This window comes from Geobacillus sp. YF-1, assembly GCF_052692335.1.
Genome location: NZ_CP199850.1, coordinates 985470 through 1001015 on the forward strand (window position 1 = coordinate 985470; position 15546 = coordinate 1001015).

Consider the following 15546-nt stretch of genomic DNA (forward strand, 5'->3'; position numbering starts at 1 on the left):
GGCATCAACGTGGCTGAAATCAAAGTCCCGGAACTAGCAGAGTCCATCACCGAAGGCACCATCGCTCAATGGTTGAAAAAGCCGGGCGACTACGTGGAAAAAGGCGAGTCGATTTGCGAGTTGGAAACGGATAAAGTGAACGTTGAAATCATGGCCGAAGAGTCGGGCGTTTTGCAGCAGCTGTTGGCAAATGAAGGCGACACGGTCGCCGTCGGCCAAGCGATCGCCGTTATTGGTGAAGGAGCAGCAGCCCCAGCGGCCGCCCCGCAAGCGGCATCGCAGCCGGCCGCTGAAACGGAGCCGGCCATGCCGGACGCCCGCGCGGACCAACAGGCGGCGCAGCCGCAGCCGGCCGCTGTCGCCCAAGCGCCAGGACAGCGCCCGATCGCTTCGCCGGCGGCGCGGAAAATGGCGCGCGAAAAAGGCATTGATTTGACGCAAGTGCCGACCGTTGATCCGCTTGGGCGCGTCCGCAAGCAAGATGTAGCTTCGTTTGCCGCTCAGTCGGCCGCCATGCCGCAAGCGGCGCCGCAACCGGCTCCGACGGCGCCATCCGTTTCGACGCCAACTCCGGAAAGCGGCAAGCCGGTTATCCGCGAAAAAATGTCGCGCCGTCGGCAAACGATCGCCAAACGGCTGCTCGAAGTGACGCAAACGACGGCGATGTTGACGACGTTTAACGAAATTGATATGTCCGCCGTCATCGAGCTGCGCAAACGGAAAAAAGACAAATTTTTCGAAGAGCATGACGTGCGCCTCGGCTTCATGTCGTTTTTCGTCAAAGCAGCCGTGGCAGCGCTGAAAAAATATCCGTATGTCAATGCCGAAATTCAAGGCGATGAAATTTTGCTGAAAAAATATTATGATATCGGCGTTGCCGTATCGACCGACGAAGGGCTTGTCGTTCCGGTCGTGCGCGACTGCGACCGGAAAAACTTCGCCGAAATCGAGCGCGATATCGCCGAGCTGGCGGCGAAAGCGCGCAGCAACAAGCTGTCGCTCGCCGATTTGCAAGGCGGCACGTTTACGATCACAAACGGCGGCGTGTTCGGCTCGCTTCTGTCGACCCCGCTCTTAAATGGCCCGCAAGTCGGCATTTTAGGAATGCATTCCATCAAACTGCGCCCGGTCGCCATCGATGAGGAACGGATTGAAAACCGACCGATGATGTACGTCGCCCTGTCGTACGATCACCGCATCATCGACGGCAAGGAAGCGGTTGGGTTCTTAAAAACGGTGAAAGATTTGATCGAAAATCCGGAAGACTTGCTGCTGGAAAGCTGAGACTGACAACGAAGAGCCTGCAACGCGCAGGCTCTTCGTTTTAACGGAATAAAACACGGATGGGGCGAGCCGCTCTTTAATCTGCGCACCGCAGGCGCGTTGTTTGAACGCCCAAGCGGTGAAGGAAGCGGCGGGGCGGCAGGGTGAATGATCCCGCTGGTTTTACGGAAAACTACAGTTGCCAAAAAAGGAGGGAGATTCAATGCCAGAACGAGGACGGAATGACCACCCCCATGTGTTTTACCGTGATGGCGTTCGCGAAAGTGTGGTGAACGATGCGACCGCTGACGGTGCCGAGGCCCTTGGGGTGCGGACGGATGCCGATCCAATGCAAGCGGCGAATCCACATCCGTTTCATGTCGATGAGGTGAAAACCGAAGAAGGGATGAAACGGTTTCGCGAACTGATGGAAGGGGAGTCGTGACCGCTTTTTCGCGGGGCGAAAGAAGGAAAATCGAGCATAGCCGCGAATATTATGACTTGCGATGATTTTTTTGGGGGGATGACGATGGAACTTGGATTGGCGGGAAAAACAGCGTTGGTTGCCGCCTCAAGCCAAGGGCTCGGCAAGGCAATCGCTCGGGCGCTTGTGCTCGAAGGGGCGAACGTGATGATCACGAGCCGAAGCGAAGAAAAACTGCAGCAGGTTGCTGAGGAGCTGAACGGTTTACATAAGGGGCGCGTCGCTTACGTGCGCACCGATGTGACGAAAGCGGACGAGATTCGCCAGCTGGTCGCCAAAACAGTGGAGACGTTTGGGACGATCGATTTGCTCGTCAATAACGCCGGCGGTCCCCCCGCGGGGACGTTTGAAACGGTGAGCGACGAAGACTGGCAATATGCGTTCGAGCTCAATTTATTGAGCTATATTCGGCTCATTCGCGAAGCGCTTCCGTATTTAAAGAAAAAGGGCGGAAAAATTGTCAACATCGCCTCCTCATCGATCAAAGAGCCGATTCCGGGCTTGATTTTATCCAACACGTTCCGCACCGGCATCGTCGGGCTGACGAAAACGTTGGCTGGGGAGCTGGCCCGAGATGGCATTTTGATCAATACGGTGGCCCCAGGGCGAATCGCGACGGAACGGGTCGCCTTTTTGGACAAGGTGAACGCCGAAAAATTAGGCATTACGAAAGAAGAGATGGAAGCGCGCATGAAAAGCGCCATTCCGCTCGGTCGCTACGGAACTCCCGAAGAGTTTGCCAACATCGTCGTTTTCTTGCTGTCAGAGGCGAACTCGTATGTTACCGGGCAGGCGCTCATTGTCGATGGGGGCATGGTGAAGGCCATCTAAGGCGAGCGGATCGGTAGCGTCAAAACGGTCATGAAATCTGCACGATCCCATTGAGCATGGGGGATAGGTGGGGAGAAGCTAGACTCGCCCTTGACCAACACCCGCCAAAGCGGATCGGAGGGGAGAAACAACATGAAAACAATCGGGTTTATCGGACTTGGTGTGATGGGGAAAAGCATGGCGCGCCACTTGCTAAAAGCAGGCTATCCCCTTCTCGTCTATACGCGAACGAAAGAAAAGGCAAACGACTTGCTGGCAGAGGGGGCGGCATGGAAGGAAACGGTCGCTGATTTGGCCCGGGAGGCGGATGTCGTGATGACGATGGTCGGCTATCCGCGTGATGTTGAGCAAGTGTATTTCGGTGAGGACGGCATTTTGGAGAACGCGCGGCCGGGAACATACGTCATCGATATGACCACATCGACGCCGACGCTGGCGCAATCGATTTACGAAGCGGCGAAGCGAAAAGGCATTCATGCGTTGGACGCGCCGGTGTCCGGCGGCGACATCGGCGCGCGCGAAGGAACGTTGACGATTATGGTCGGCGGTGACGAAGACGTGTTTTTGGCGTGCAAGCCGATCCTTGAGCGGCTCGGAACTAACATCATTTTGCAAGGGAAAGCGGGAGCTGGCCAACACACGAAAATGTGCAACCAAATCGCCATTGCCACGAACATGATCGGGGTGTGCGAGGCGATCGCCTATGCCAAGCGGGCTGGTCTTGATCCATTCAAAGTGCTTGAAAGTATCGCTAAAGGGGCGGCCGGCAGCTGGTCGCTGAGCAACTTGGCGCCGCGCATGCTCGCTGGCGATTTTGCCCCCGGATTTTACGTGAAGCATTTCCTCAAAGATATGAACATTGCCCTTGAAGAAGCGGAGCGGATGAACTTGCCGCTGCCGGGCTTAGCGCTTGCGAAGCGGCTTTACGAGGAGCTGGCACAAGCCGGCGAGGAAAACAGCGGCACGCAGGCGTTGTACAAACGGTACGCGTCAGAATGATGGCGCGCGTTTTGGGCTGCCCTAGCGTCCGTTGCCCCTAAGGCGCGACGAACGCTAGGGCTTGCTGCTGTTTGGCCGCTAGTAAGCTGGTGAACACCAGCGGTTTTTCCCGACCATGAGCAAACGGGTGAAAACGAAAACCGGATGCTACGAGGTTTTTCGATGAGGGAAACGATGCTCGGAAGCGGGATGTTCGATTCAATCCCGGTCCTGCTAGAAGGCCGGCGTTGGCGTGGGAAAAGCCGTTCAGACCGACGGAGAGTGCAGTGATTATTCGTCAAAAAATATTGAATATTGTTTCTTGGCAAGGTATAGTAGTAGTAAGGGGACATACCAACCGGTTAGTATAAAAGGAGGGGAGCAGATGGACTTTTCCTATTCGCCCAAAGTGAAAGAGTTGATCAAAAAATTAAGCGCTTTCATGGAAGAGTACATTTATCCGAACGAGAAGGTGTATGAGGAGCAGCTGAACGCCCAAGAGTCGAGATGGGCCGGCGTGCCGCCGATCATCGAAGAATTGAAGGAAAAGGCGAAAAAAGAAGGGCTTTGGAATTTGTTTTTGCCAGACAGCGAATACGGCGCGGGATTAACGAATGTCGAGTACGCGCCGCTTTGCGAAATCATGGGTCGCTCGCTCATCGCCCCGGAAGTGTTCAACTGCAATGCGCCCGATACCGGCAACATGGAAGTGCTCGTCCGCTACGGCACCGAGGAGCAAAAGAAAAAGTGGCTCATCCCGCTCTTGAACGGAGAAATCCGCTCGTGCTTTTCGATGACGGAGCCGGATGTGGCGTCGAGCGATGCGACGAACATTCGCGCTTCGATCGTTCGCGACGGCGATGAGTATGTCATCACCGGACGGAAATGGTGGTCATCTGGGGCCGGCGACCCGCGCTGCAAAGTCGCCATCGTCATGGGAAAGACGAACCCCGATGCGCCAAAACATGAACAGCAGTCGATGATCATCGTTCCGCTTGATACGCCGGGCGTGAAAATCGAACGGATGCTGCCGGTGTTCGGCTTTGACCATGCGCCGCACGGGCATGCGGAGATTACGTATGACCATGTGCGCGTGCCGAAGGAAAACATCATTTGGGGCGAAGGAAAAGGGTTCGCCATCGCCCAAGGCCGGCTCGGTCCGGGGCGGATCCATCATTGCATGCGCTTGATTGGGGCGGCGGAGCGGGCGCTTGAACTGATGTGCCGCCGCGTGCAGTCGCGGGTGGCGTTCGGCAAACCGCTCGCCGAGCACGGCGTCATCCGCGAGTGGATCGCCCAGTCGCGCATCGAGATCGAGCAGGCGCGCCTGTTGACGCTCAAGGCGGCGTACATGATGGATACGGTCGGCAATAAAGTGGCGCGCAAAGAAATTGCGATGATCAAAGTGGTCGCGCCCAATGTCGCGCTCAACGTCATCGACCGCGCCATTCAGGCGTTTGGCGCCGCCGGGGTGAGCAACGATTTTCCGCTTGCCGCCATGTGGGCGAACTCGCGCACGCTTCGTTTGGCTGACGGGCCGGACGAAGTGCATAAAGAGCAAGTGGCGAAGCTTGAATTGCGGCAATACCAACCATAAGGGAGAGGAAGAGGAGCTTATGCATGTGCTGGATTTATTCAAAATCGAAGGAAAAACGGCCATCGTGACGGGCGGTGGGCGCGGGCTCGGTGAGCAAATCGCCATCGGCCTCGCTGAAGCCGGAGCGAACGTCGTCGTCTGCTCGCGCAAGGTTGAGGCGTGCGAGCAGGTGAAAGAAAAGCTCGAACAGCTCGGCGTCCGTTCGCTCGCATTGCGGTGCGATGTGACGAATCCGGAGGACGTCAAACATGTTGTGGAAACGACCGTCAACGAGTTCGGCGGCATCGACATTTTAGTCAACAACAGCGGGGCGACGTGGGGGGCGCCGGTCGAGGAAATGCCGCTTGAGGCATGGCAGAAGGTGCTCAACGTCAACGTCACCGGCACATTTTTGATGAGCCAGGCGGTCGGCAAGGTGATGATCGCCAAACAAACGGGCGGCGCCATTGTCAATATCGCGTCGGTCGCCGGTCTTGGCGGCACGCATCCGGACATTTTGAATACGATCGGCTACAACACGAGCAAAGGGGCGGTCATTACGTTTACGAAAGATTTGGCCGCCAAATGGGGAAAACACGGCATTCGCGTCAACGCGGTAGCGCCGGGCTTTTTCCCGACGAAAATGTCCCAAGTCGTCCTGAAGCATGTCGGCCAAAAAGTGCTCGAGCATACGCCGCTTGGCCGTTTCGGCGGCGACGATGACTTAAAAGGCGCGGTGCTGTTCTTGGCTTCTCCGGCTTCCGCGTTTGTCACCGGCGCGCTTCTTGTCGTTGATGGCGGCAGCCATGCTGCTGGAATGTAATCCAAAATGGAAGGGGGAAAAAAATAATGAGCGAAAAACGGGCGTTGTCTCTTTATCCGGAACATGTGTCGTTTCATATCGAGATTCCGAACAAAACGGTGTGCGAGGTGCTCCATGAACGGGCGGCGGAATTTGGCGCTCAGCCGGCGTTGACGTTTTACAGCCAAACGATCACTTACGCTGAGCTCGCCGCGGCGGTCAACCGCTTCGCTTCCAGCCTGCAAGCGCTCGGAGTGCAAAAAGGCGATCGGGTCGCGATCATGCTGCCAAACTGCCCGCAATACGTCATCGCCTACTACGGCATTTTGCAGGCGGGCGCCATCGTCACCCAAGTGAATCCGATGCTCGTTGAGCGCGAGCTTTCCTACTTGCTCAATGATTCGGGAGCGGAGATGATCGTCATTTACGAGCCGCTTTATCCGCGTCTAGCTGCCGTGAGACAAGAGACGGCGGTCAAGCGGGCGGTCACTGTCCAGTTCGGGGCGCCGGCTTCTGTCCCGCTCGCTGAAGGCGATTTGACGTTTGAACAGTTTTTGGCCCAAGGGGATGGACAAGTGCGCCCGGTGCCGATCGAGCCGGCGCATGATATCGCTGTGCTGCAATACACAGGCGGAACGACAGGGCGCTCGAAAGGGGCGATGCTCACCCACCGCAACATTTTCGCCAACGTCTTGCAGTGCGCCGAATTTTTCAAAGGAACGTTTGAATTTGGAAAAGAGCGGTATTTAACCGTCATTCCGTTGTTCCACGTATTCGCGATGACGTCCGGCATGAACTTGGCGATTTACCAAGGGGCGGAAAACATTTTGTTGCCGCGCTTTGAGCTGAAAGAAGTGCTCGAGACGATCCGCGACAAGCAGCCGACCGTGTTCCCCGGCGTGCCGACGATGTACGTCGCCATCACAAACACCCCCGGGGTTGAGCAGTACGGCATCAGCAGCATCAAGACGTGCAACAGCGGCAGCGCGCCGATGCCGCTGGAGCTCATGCGCGATTTTGAGGCGAAAACGGGCGCGGTTGTGCTTGAAGGATACGGGTTGTCTGAAGCCTCGCCGGTGACGCACTGCAACCCGCCGTTTGCGGCGCGCAAGCCGGGGACGGTCGGCATCGGCATGCCGCTCACTGAGTACAAAGTCGTCGATGTGGCGACCGGCACGCGCGAACTGCCGCCGGGCGAAGTCGGCGAGCTCATTATCCGCGGGCCGCAAGTGATGAAGGGGTATTGGAACATGCCGGAGGAAACCGCGGTGACGCTGCGCGACGGTTGGCTGTACACCGGGGATTTGGCTTCGATCGATGAGGAAGGGTATGTGACGATCGTCGACCGGAAAAAAGATTTGATCATCGCGGGAGGGTACAACATTTATCCGCGCGAAATCGAAGAAGTGTTGTATGAGCATCCAGCGGTGAGAGAAGCGGCGGCCGTTGGAGTGCCTGATCCGTACCGCGGCGAAACGGTGAAGGCGATCATCGTCGTAAAAGAGGGGATGCAGGCAAGCGAGGAAGAGATCATCGCCCATTGCCGGAAAAACTTAGCGGCGTACAAAGTGCCGCGCATCGTCGAGTTTCGCGCCGAGCTGCCGAAAACGAACGTTGGGAAAATTTTGCGCCGCGCGTTGCGTGAGGAGGCGGCGCGCTCACAATAACGGCACCTTTGTCGGCTAACGCCAAGAAGGCTGGTGAAAAGCCGCTACTTGCCTCGATCGGAGCGAAAAACGCGGCAGATGTTGCTCGCTTCATCGTGCGAACAACCGCTGGTTCCCAGCAGCGATGGGGAACGCGTGAAAAGCAGGATCGATGCGACAAGGCTTTTCGGTGAAAATGCCGAACTGGCGCGGATTTTCATCCCCGGGTGGAGGGCAAACCATTGCCCATGGATCTTTTCGGTGAAAATGCTGAACTGGCGTGGATTTTCATGCCTAGGTGGAAGGCAGGTTGCGCTGCCTATGGAACTTTCTGTGAAAATCTCGTCGGCAAGCGTTGATTTTCATACCGGGACGGAGGGCAAAACGTTGCCCGTGGAACTTTCTGTGAAAACGATACGGCAAAGCGGTATCCATCATTTTATCACCAGCCTTTTAGGCAAGACGGGCCATTTTATGGTACAATAGCTGGCAGTGATGACGCAGGGCAAGAGGTGGGAGAACATGAGGGAAAAGATTATCGCTGCCAGCATTGAATTGTTTGAGCAAAACGGGTTCAGCGAAACGTCGATTCAAGATATTGTCGACGCGCTTGGGGTAACGAAAGGGACGTTTTACTATTATTTCAAAAGCAAAGAAGAGCTGCTGATGGATATTCATCTTCGCTACATTGAAGGGCTGCTTCGCGAACAGCAGCGCATTATCAATGACGGGCGGCGATCGGTGCGGGAAAAGCTGTATGCCATTGTGTATATGCTTATTCACAACGTTGAGCGCCAAGGGCGGCAAGCGCGCATTTTTTTCCGCGAAATGAAACATTTGAACGAGGAGCATTTGCAAAAAGTGAAGGAAAAGCGCGATTTGTTTCGCTATCAGCTGCAGGCGTTAATTGAGGATGGAATGAAAAGCGGCGAACTGCGCCGCGATTTGTCGCCATCGATTGCCGCGCTCACGGTGCTCGGGGCGGCCAATTGGAGTTACCATTGGTTTCGCCCGGACGGCGGGCTGACTGATGCGGAAGTGGCCAAACAGATGATCACCATTTTGATCGATGGGATGGGGCCGGCGTCTTAACAAGCACTATGCGTCCGCCATAGAAGTCAAGGTCGCCGTTCATGTCGCTCGTTTGTCGATGTTTGACCAAACAAAACGCGCTCGCCAAAAGGGGGAGAGGGAAATGAGCGCCATTATTCCGGTGCGCAAAGGGGAAGAATTGCCGGTTGGAAAATTGGCCGCGTTTTTGCGCTCAGTGCTGCCGGACATGCCGGATGGGGAGCTGGAGATTCGGCAATTTTCCGCCGGCCGCTCGAATTTGACGTATTTGCTCCGCTGCGGGGAGTGGGAGGCGGTGCTGCGCCGGCCGCCGCTTGGCCCGGTGCCGCCGAAAGCGCATGATATGAAGCGGGAGAGCACATGGCTTGCCGAAATCCATCCGCTCTTTCCGCTGGCGCCGAAGCCGCTGTATTTTTGTGACGATGAGTCGATCATCGGCAGCCCCTTTTTCGTGATGGAGCGGCGTGATGGCGTTGTCATTGACGACGATTTTCCGGCCGGCGTTGTGCCGACAGAAGACGTCTGCCGCGGCATTTCCGAAACGATGGTCGAGACGTTAGTTCGCATCCATCAAATCGATTATACGAAAACGCGGTTGGTGCACATGGTCAAGCCGGAAGGATTTATGGAGCGGCAAGTGCACGGATGGATTCAGCGGTACGAGCGGGCGAAAACCGACGATGTTCCAGCGGCTGAGGCGCTGACGAAGTGGCTCGCTTCCCACATTCCGCCGCAGCGGGAGGCGACGGTTATTCATTACGATTTTAAGCTGAACAATGCTATGTTTGCGAAAGATGATATCACTAACATGGTCGGCTTGTTTGACTGGGAAATGTCGACCGTCGGCGATCCGCTGGCCGATTTGGCGGTGGCGATGAGCTATTGGATTGAAGAGGATGATCCGCCGCTGGTGAAAAATGGATTTGGTCGCGCACCGGCCACCGTCCGGCCTGGATTTTACACGCGCGAACAGTTTATTGACGCGTACGCGAGAAAAAGCGGCCGCGATGTGTCCGACGTGCACGTGTATTTGACGTTCGCCTACTTTAAATTAGCGGTCATTTGCCAGCAAATTTATTATCGTTATCGCCGCGGGCAGACGAACGATGAGCGGTTTCGCCATTTCGGCCAGTTTGTCGAAGCGCTTATCGAGCATGCATGGCAGCTGGCGACGGGACGGTGAGGCAGCGTGATGACGAACGTGCATGTCGTGCTGCGCAAGGAAGACATTGATGAGACGGCGCTCGCTGATGGGAAAGTTGCTGTTGTGTTTGACATTTTGCTTGCCACCTCATCGATTGCCGCCGCGCTTTCGGCCGGCGCTCGTTCGGTGATCCCGGTCCGCGACGCCGAGGAGGCGAAGGCGGTCGCGATTCACTTGCCCGAGAAAAGTTATGAGCTCGTCGGTGAATGGGAGGGACGGACGATCGATGGCTTCCATCCTCCGGCGCCGCTGTTTTTGCAAACGATCTGTCCGGGAAAAACGGTCGTGTTGTCGACGACCAACGGCACGGTGGCGGTTCATAAAGCGCAGTCGGCGAGCGCGGTATACACGGCGAGTTTGCTGAACAGCCCGGCGGTCAGCGAGCATGTTTGCCGATGGCATCGCGACAAAACGATTATCGCCATCTGCTCCGGCTCGTCGGGTCGTTTTTGCCTCGAAGACTTTTACGGCGCCGGCTATTTCGTGCATTGCCTCGTCGAGCAAGGGATCGATGCGGCCAAGCTGTCCGACAGCGCGATGGCCGCATGGCTCTTTTACCGGCAATATTCGGGGGAAGAAAGGGCGAAAGAAGTATTGTTCGCCTCGCGCGTCGGCCGCTGGATGGCGGCGTACGGTTTGGAATCAGAAGTGGATTACATTAACCGGCACGGGGCGCTTTCTTCCGTTCCGAAACTTGAACGAGGATCGTTCGGTTTGGAGCTGCGCGATATCGCGCCAACAAGATTCATGAAAGAGGGGATATCGTCATGAAATTTGTCCAATTCGTTGAATACGGTGGGCCCGATGTCTTGCGTGTTTGCGAAGGAGAACGCCCGAAGCCCACAGGTCGGCAAGTATTGATCGAAGCCGAAGCGATCGGTGTCAACTATGCCGATACAGCCCGGCGGGAAGGGCGCTACGTGGTGCCGACGCCGCTTCCGTTCATACCGGGGACGGAGGTGGCCGGCGTTGTTTGCGAGGTTGGTCCGGAGGTGCAAACGGTCCGTCCAGGGCAGCGCGTCGTCGCGTTGATTGAGTCGGGGGGCTACGCCGAGTGTGTCGCTGTTGACGAGCGGGCGGTCGTGCCGCTTCCGGACGGCATGGATGCCCGGCAGGCGGCGGCTTTGCCGGTGCAAGGGCTGAGCGCCTACCATATTCTCAAAACGATGGGCCGCTTAGAGGAAGGAGAAACCGTGCTCGTTCACGCCGCCGCCGGCGGCGTTGGAACGATCGCCGTCCAGCTGGCGAAACGGTTCGGCGCCAAAACGGTCATCGCCACGGCGAGTACGGAGGAAAAACGGGCGCTCGCCCAACAGCTTGGCGCTGATGTTGCCATTGATTATACAAAAGACAGCTGGGCCGCGGACGTGATGGAGGCGACCGGTGGCCGCGGCATCGATGTCGCCTTGGAAATGGCGGGCGGCGATGTTTTTCATCAGACGCTCGATTGCCTCGCTCCGTTCGGCCGTCTTGTCGTCTACGGGGCGGCGAGCGGGGAGATGACGCGTCTCAATCCGGTTCGTCTCATGGCGAAAAACTGGTCCGTCATCGGTTTCTTTTTGCCGCAAATCATGCGAAAGCGGGCGCTGTACGAACAAAGTTTGCGCGAATTGCTTTCATGGGTGCAAGACGGGAGCTTGCAGCTGACGATCGGCGGCGTCTACCCGCTTGAGCAGGCGCCGATGGTACACAAACTTCTTCAAGAGCGGAAAACGCACGGCAAGCTGCTGCTTGTGCCATAAGGAACGAAAAGGGTGTCCAGACACGGAGCTGGACACCCGCAACTTCCTGAACGTAGTCGGCATCCGCCAGCTACGTTTAGAAGGTTGGTGAAACGTCGCTGCTTCCCTTCATCAAATGAGTGAAAAAACAGACCGATGCAACAAGGTTTTTCTCGTTGAGAAATGAGATGGAAAAGCACGAGTACCCCACCGGCCTCTTAGGAGACCGGTCATTGAAGAGAGCAAGCCGCTGATCAAGCCCGTTTCTCCAATAGAAAAGCCTTGTCGCATTAGGATCGTCTGTCAAACGATTCCCCATTGCTTAAAAGAAACAACCGTTTTTCACCGGCCTTTTCGCGATGTATCGACTAGCCTCTGTTTTGGCTGTTAGGAGGAACAAGCCGTGAACTACTCCCACTTCGCTTTGCTTGAAGTGGGAGACTTCTTTCGCAATTATGTTAAAAAAGAACCGGTGTGGATCGCGCCCATTACGGCCGCCGCCGTTTTTGTTGAATGTACCGCTCGAGCCGATCGAGTCCTTCCTTTAACACATCGAGCGAATAGGCGTACGACAGTCGGACGTGGCCTTCACCGTAGTCGGAAAAGGCGCTGCCGGGAACGAGGGCGACGCCGGCGTTTTCGACGGCATCGAGGGCGAAATCGAACGAAGACATGCCAAAGGCGGCAATCGACGGAAACAAATAAAACGCCCCGTCCGGCTTTTCCACCGGCAGCCCCATGGCGGTCAGACGACCGTAGGCGTACTCAAGCCGCTCCAGATAGGCGGCGCGCATCGTCTCGGCGTCGTTTTTGCCGGCGGTGAGCGCCTCGAGCGCCGCTTTTTGGCTGATCGATGATGTGCACGAGACGCTGTACTGGTGCACTTTGATCATTTGTTCAACGGCGAACGCCGGGGCGAAGACGAAACCGATGCGCCAACCGGTCATCGAGTGCGATTTGCTTAAGCCGTTGATGACGATCGTCTGCTCCGGCAGCCATTCGGCGATCGAGCGGTGGCGTCCGCGATAGACGAGCTCGCTGTAAATTTCATCAGACACGATCCAAATCGGCCGTCCTTTCAAAAGCGAAGCGATGCGGGCCAGCTCTTCAGCCGACAGCGCCGTCCCTGTTGGGTTGGATGGATAGGGAAGGATCACGCAGCGCGTCTTTTCTGTCAAATAAGGCGCAATGAGCTCAGCCGACAGACGGAACCCGTTTGGCCTTGTGTCGATGTACACCGGTTTTGCCCCGCACAAACGGATGAGCGGCTCATAGCCGGGATAGACCGGTGCGGGAAGGAGCACTTCCGTCCCTTCTTCTAAAATGGTGCGGAACGTGATATCAAGCGCTTGGCTGGCGCCGACGGTGGCGATCACTTCGTCCGGCGTGTAGCGGAGGCCGTACTTGTTAGCAACGAATTGGCAAGCCGCTTGGCGCAGTTCGAGCAGCCCGGCGTTGGCGGTGTACGTGGTGAAATCAGCGGCGATCGCTTCCTGGGCGGCGGTTTTGACATGTTCGGGCGTTGGAAAGTCGGGCTGGCCGATCGTCAGTGAGATCACTCCTGGTCGGCCGGCGACGAGGTTGAAAAACTGCCGGATGCCTGATATTTGGATGGATTGGACGCGTGGCTGAATGAGGTGTTTCATGGCGTGTCCACCTTTCTTTTTTTCTCTATTGTATCATTGTTCAACGCAAACGGAAAAACGAAAATCAGCCCCATTTCCGTTTGGGTGGTTTCCGCAGACGGAAAGGGGGCCTACGTTGCGATGGATGATTCACACTCCAATTTCGTTCGCTCCTTTTACGCGCCGTATTTTTTCAACAAGTCATTGTATTGGGCGGAAAGCTGCAAAAACAGCGGCTTGTTGCCGGCGGCGAGCGCCTCGTCGATTTGCTCCATTAATTTTTTTCGCTGAAATTGGAAAATCGCTTCGTTTAGCACCTGTTCGGCGATCGGTCCGTAGCTGCTTTTTTCTTCCGGTTGGTTGAACAAGACGGCGCCTTCGTTTGGATATTGTTTTTCGTACATCGTTGATTCCCTCCTATACGGGAACGAAATGGTTCCCTTTTTTATATTATCCTCGTTTTTGAAGCTAATGTAAAGAAAATTTAGATAAATATTTTTTGTCAATTTTTTCTCTACATGATTTGAATACCCGTTTTTTCTTGGGCGATAACAGACTTTTCGGTTATGATAAAGAGAAGAAACAATGGCAGGGTGATGGAAATGATTCGCACATGTATCGTGACAAAAGAATTTGAGATTTTGGCTGGGGTAGATCTTACGATGGTCAACAGTCCGGACGTTTCTTGGTATTGGGTCGACTTTCATGAGCCGACGGATGAGGAGTCGGAGCTGCTCGCGTCGTTTTTTCGCTTTCACCCGCTCGCGATTGAAGACTGCTTGGAATATGTGCAGCGGCCGAAGCTCGATTTTTACGACCGCTACTTGTTTGTCGTTCTCCATGCGATCGCTGGGATGACGCTCGAGGCTGAGGAAGTGGATTTGTTTGTCGGACAAAATTTCATCGTTTCGTTTCATAAGTCGGCCATCCACGCGGTCGATGAAGTGTGGGAGCGGCTCAAACATGAGGCGGATGTTCAGCAGGGACCGTTTCATGTGATGTATCGGCTCATTGACAAACTCGTTGACGATTATTTTCCGCCGTTGTACCATATTGAAGACGTGCTGAACGATTTAGAGGAGAATACGAACAACGAACCGATTCATGACATCATTGAAAAAGTGTTCGACATTCGCAGCGATTTGTCAAAACTGCGGCGGACGATTGTGCCGATGCGCGACTTATTGTACCGTATCACCCATTCCGACCGGCTGCAGCGCATGAAGGAGCGGCAGCTGTATTTCCATGATATTTACGATCATTTGCTCAAGCTGTCGGAAATGATTGAGACGAACCGGGAAATTACCGCGGACATCCGCGACAGCTATTTGTCGCTCAACTCGAATCGGATGAACAATATTATGATGACGTTTACCGCCATCACGACGATTTTCATGCCTCTTACCTTCATCGCTGGCATTTATGGGATGAACTTTGACTATATGCCGGAGCTGCGTTGGAAATACGGCTATTTCGCCGTATTAGTGATCATGGCCGTAATCGGCATGACGATGTTCGTTTGGTTTAAACGCAACGGTTGGTTTCAGCTGCTCAAGAGCGACTGGGCGGATGAAGAACGGAAGCGGCGCCCCTAGCCGTATAAGCCAAGCGGTTCCCTTCATATACATAGCTATAGCGATGCGATCGCAAAGGAGGGAAACGGGTGGCAAAGGGAATTTGGGGAGTCGACTCGGCTCAGTCTGTTACGGAGCAACTGTTGCAATGCGTCCGGACCGAGCTAGGCGCTCCGAAATTTTGGGGCCGTTATTTAGTTCGGGTTCCAAACGTATCGGAAGGGTTGACACGGGAGGAAATCACGCGCATCCGCAACGACGGCATCAAAGTGTTGCCCATTTACAATGCGTTTCGCGAGGCGGTCGGCTATGCGAGCGGACAGGTGGCCGCGCGCAATGCGGTGTTCCATGCGCGACGGCTCGGCATTCCGAAAAACAAGCTGCTGTTTGCCAACATTGAAGATTTTTTCGCCGTAGACGCTGCTTGGATCGCCGCTTGGGTGGAAACGCTCTATCCGACCGGGTACCGGCCGGGGCTGTACGCTGACCCGACGAAAGGGGACTTTGCTGCCGCTTATTGTGAGGCGGTCAGCCGGAACAACCAAGTGGCCGTGCAAGCGGTCATTTGGAGCGCCGCACCAAGGCCGGGGGCGACGAAAGAGCAAAAAGCGCCCCGATACCAGCCGGCCGCCCCGTCTTGCAGCGCCAATGTCTGGGTGTGGCAGTACGGGCGCGACGCGGAGGTGTGTCCGGTCGATACGAATTTGGCTGACCGCCGCCTGCTTGATTTTTTGTATTGAGCGAAGCCGTTGCCGACAGCAGCGGCTTTTT

Annotated in this window: 16 protein-coding genes; 14 read left to right on the forward strand and 2 right to left on the reverse strand. The window is 55.8% G+C overall.

Annotation, left to right across the window (positions count from 1 at the left end; translation table 11 throughout):
- Positions 1–9 precede the first annotated feature (9 nt).
- From odhB to ACTVIM_RS05010, 12 genes are all read left to right on the forward strand, one after another.
- On the forward strand, positions 10–1284 hold the full coding sequence (gene odhB, locus ACTVIM_RS04955; RefSeq protein WP_445613862.1) for a 2-oxoglutarate dehydrogenase complex dihydrolipoyllysine-residue succinyltransferase: 1275 nt from the start codon (positions 10–12) through the stop codon (positions 1282–1284).
- Positions 1285–1486: 202 nt separating this feature from the next.
- Positions 1487–1708, forward strand: a complete 222-nt coding sequence (locus ACTVIM_RS04960) for a hypothetical protein (protein ID WP_445613863.1) — start codon at positions 1487–1489, stop codon at positions 1706–1708.
- A gap of 84 nt (positions 1709–1792) precedes the next feature.
- On the forward strand, positions 1793–2578 hold the full coding sequence (locus ACTVIM_RS04965; RefSeq protein WP_324697014.1) for an SDR family oxidoreductase: 786 nt from the start codon (positions 1793–1795) through the stop codon (positions 2576–2578).
- Between the two features lie 132 nt (positions 2579–2710).
- On the forward strand, positions 2711–3577 hold the full coding sequence (locus ACTVIM_RS04970; RefSeq protein WP_445613866.1) for an NAD(P)-dependent oxidoreductase: 867 nt from the start codon (positions 2711–2713) through the stop codon (positions 3575–3577).
- Positions 3578–3941: 364 nt separating this feature from the next.
- Entirely contained in the window at positions 3942–5153 is a 1212-nt protein-coding gene (locus tag ACTVIM_RS04975) for an acyl-CoA dehydrogenase (RefSeq protein ID WP_033022047.1), read from the forward strand.
- 19 nt (positions 5154–5172) lie between these two features.
- Positions 5173–5955 (forward strand): SDR family oxidoreductase, encoded by a 783-nt coding sequence (locus ACTVIM_RS04980; protein WP_445613867.1) that lies wholly within the window; start codon positions 5173–5175, stop codon positions 5953–5955.
- Between the two features lie 26 nt (positions 5956–5981).
- On the forward strand, positions 5982–7601 hold the full coding sequence (locus ACTVIM_RS04985) for a long-chain-fatty-acid--CoA ligase (protein ID WP_445613868.1): 1620 nt from the start codon (positions 5982–5984) through the stop codon (positions 7599–7601).
- A gap of 135 nt (positions 7602–7736) precedes the next feature.
- The gene (locus ACTVIM_RS04990; protein ID WP_445613869.1) at positions 7737–8066 is read left to right on the forward strand and encodes a hypothetical protein; all 330 of its coding nucleotides are present in this window, start codon (positions 7737–7739) and stop codon (positions 8064–8066) included.
- Between the two features lie 36 nt (positions 8067–8102).
- On the forward strand, positions 8103–8672 hold the full coding sequence (locus ACTVIM_RS04995; protein WP_033022050.1) for a TetR/AcrR family transcriptional regulator: 570 nt from the start codon (positions 8103–8105) through the stop codon (positions 8670–8672).
- 103 nt (positions 8673–8775) lie between these two features.
- Positions 8776–9834, forward strand: coding sequence for a phosphotransferase family protein (locus ACTVIM_RS05000; protein WP_445613870.1), 1059 nt, complete (start codon positions 8776–8778; stop codon positions 9832–9834).
- Positions 9835–9843: 9 nt separating this feature from the next.
- Positions 9844–10626, forward strand: a complete 783-nt coding sequence (locus ACTVIM_RS05005) for a 2-phosphosulfolactate phosphatase (RefSeq protein ID WP_445613871.1) — start codon at positions 9844–9846, stop codon at positions 10624–10626.
- Complete coding sequence (locus ACTVIM_RS05010) at positions 10623–11597, forward strand: quinone oxidoreductase family protein (RefSeq protein WP_033022058.1); 975 nt, start codon at positions 10623–10625, stop codon at positions 11595–11597. Before ACTVIM_RS05005 ends, ACTVIM_RS05010 begins: the two co-directional genes overlap by 4 nt.
- A 467-nt stretch (positions 11598–12064) precedes the next feature.
- On the opposite strand, the gene ACTVIM_RS05015 is transcribed toward ACTVIM_RS05010, so the two are convergent.
- The gene (locus ACTVIM_RS05015; RefSeq protein WP_445613872.1) at positions 12065–13222 is read right to left on the reverse strand and encodes an aminotransferase A; all 1158 of its coding nucleotides are present in this window, start codon (positions 13220–13222) and stop codon (positions 12065–12067) included.
- 155 nt (positions 13223–13377) lie between these two features.
- On the reverse strand, positions 13378–13605 hold the full coding sequence (locus ACTVIM_RS05020; RefSeq protein WP_033022062.1) for an IDEAL domain-containing protein: 228 nt from the start codon (positions 13603–13605) through the stop codon (positions 13378–13380).
- A gap of 198 nt (positions 13606–13803) precedes the next feature.
- Here ACTVIM_RS05020 and corA point away from each other — a divergent pair, with 198 nt between their 5' ends.
- Together corA and ACTVIM_RS05030 are read left to right on the forward strand one after the other, a co-directional pair.
- Positions 13804–14796 carry a magnesium/cobalt transporter CorA gene (corA, locus tag ACTVIM_RS05025; protein ID WP_445613873.1) on the forward strand — a complete coding sequence of 331 codons (993 nt, stop codon included), beginning with the start codon at positions 13804–13806 and terminating at the stop codon, positions 14794–14796.
- A gap of 68 nt (positions 14797–14864) precedes the next feature.
- Positions 14865–15515 carry a glycoside hydrolase domain-containing protein gene (locus tag ACTVIM_RS05030; protein ID WP_445613875.1) on the forward strand — a complete coding sequence of 217 codons (651 nt, stop codon included), beginning with the start codon at positions 14865–14867 and terminating at the stop codon, positions 15513–15515.
- The last annotated feature ends 31 nt before the right edge of the window (positions 15516–15546 follow it).

Excerpts from the sequence above, each read along its gene's own strand:
- ACTVIM_RS04995 (WP_033022050.1), top strand. The coding sequence starts at position 8,103 with ATGAGGGAAAAGATTATCGCTGCCAGCATTGAATTGTTTGAGCAAAAC.
- ACTVIM_RS04965 (WP_324697014.1), top strand. The coding sequence starts at position 1,793 with ATGGAACTTGGATTGGCGGGAAAAACAGCGTTGGTTGCCGCCTCAAGC.
- ACTVIM_RS05010 (WP_033022058.1), top strand. The coding sequence starts at position 10,623 with ATGAAATTTGTCCAATTCGTTGAATACGGTGGGCCCGATGTCTTGCGT.
- ACTVIM_RS05015 (WP_445613872.1), bottom strand. The coding sequence starts at position 13,222 with ATGAAACACCTCATTCAGCCACGCGTCCAATCCATCCAAATATCAGGC.
- ACTVIM_RS04975 (WP_033022047.1), top strand. The coding sequence starts at position 3,942 with ATGGACTTTTCCTATTCGCCCAAAGTGAAAGAGTTGATCAAAAAATTA.
- ACTVIM_RS04970 (WP_445613866.1), top strand. The coding sequence starts at position 2,711 with ATGAAAACAATCGGGTTTATCGGACTTGGTGTGATGGGGAAAAGCATG.
- ACTVIM_RS05005 (WP_445613871.1), top strand. The coding sequence starts at position 9,844 with ATGACGAACGTGCATGTCGTGCTGCGCAAGGAAGACATTGATGAGACG.
- ACTVIM_RS04985 (WP_445613868.1), top strand. The coding sequence starts at position 5,982 with ATGAGCGAAAAACGGGCGTTGTCTCTTTATCCGGAACATGTGTCGTTT.
- ACTVIM_RS04980 (WP_445613867.1), top strand. The coding sequence starts at position 5,173 with ATGCATGTGCTGGATTTATTCAAAATCGAAGGAAAAACGGCCATCGTG.
- ACTVIM_RS05020 (WP_033022062.1), bottom strand. The coding sequence starts at position 13,605 with ATGTACGAAAAACAATATCCAAACGAAGGCGCCGTCTTGTTCAACCAA.
- corA (WP_445613873.1), top strand. The coding sequence starts at position 13,804 with ATGATTCGCACATGTATCGTGACAAAAGAATTTGAGATTTTGGCTGGG.
- ACTVIM_RS04960 (WP_445613863.1), top strand. The coding sequence starts at position 1,487 with ATGCCAGAACGAGGACGGAATGACCACCCCCATGTGTTTTACCGTGAT.
- ACTVIM_RS05000 (WP_445613870.1), top strand. The coding sequence starts at position 8,776 with ATGAGCGCCATTATTCCGGTGCGCAAAGGGGAAGAATTGCCGGTTGGA.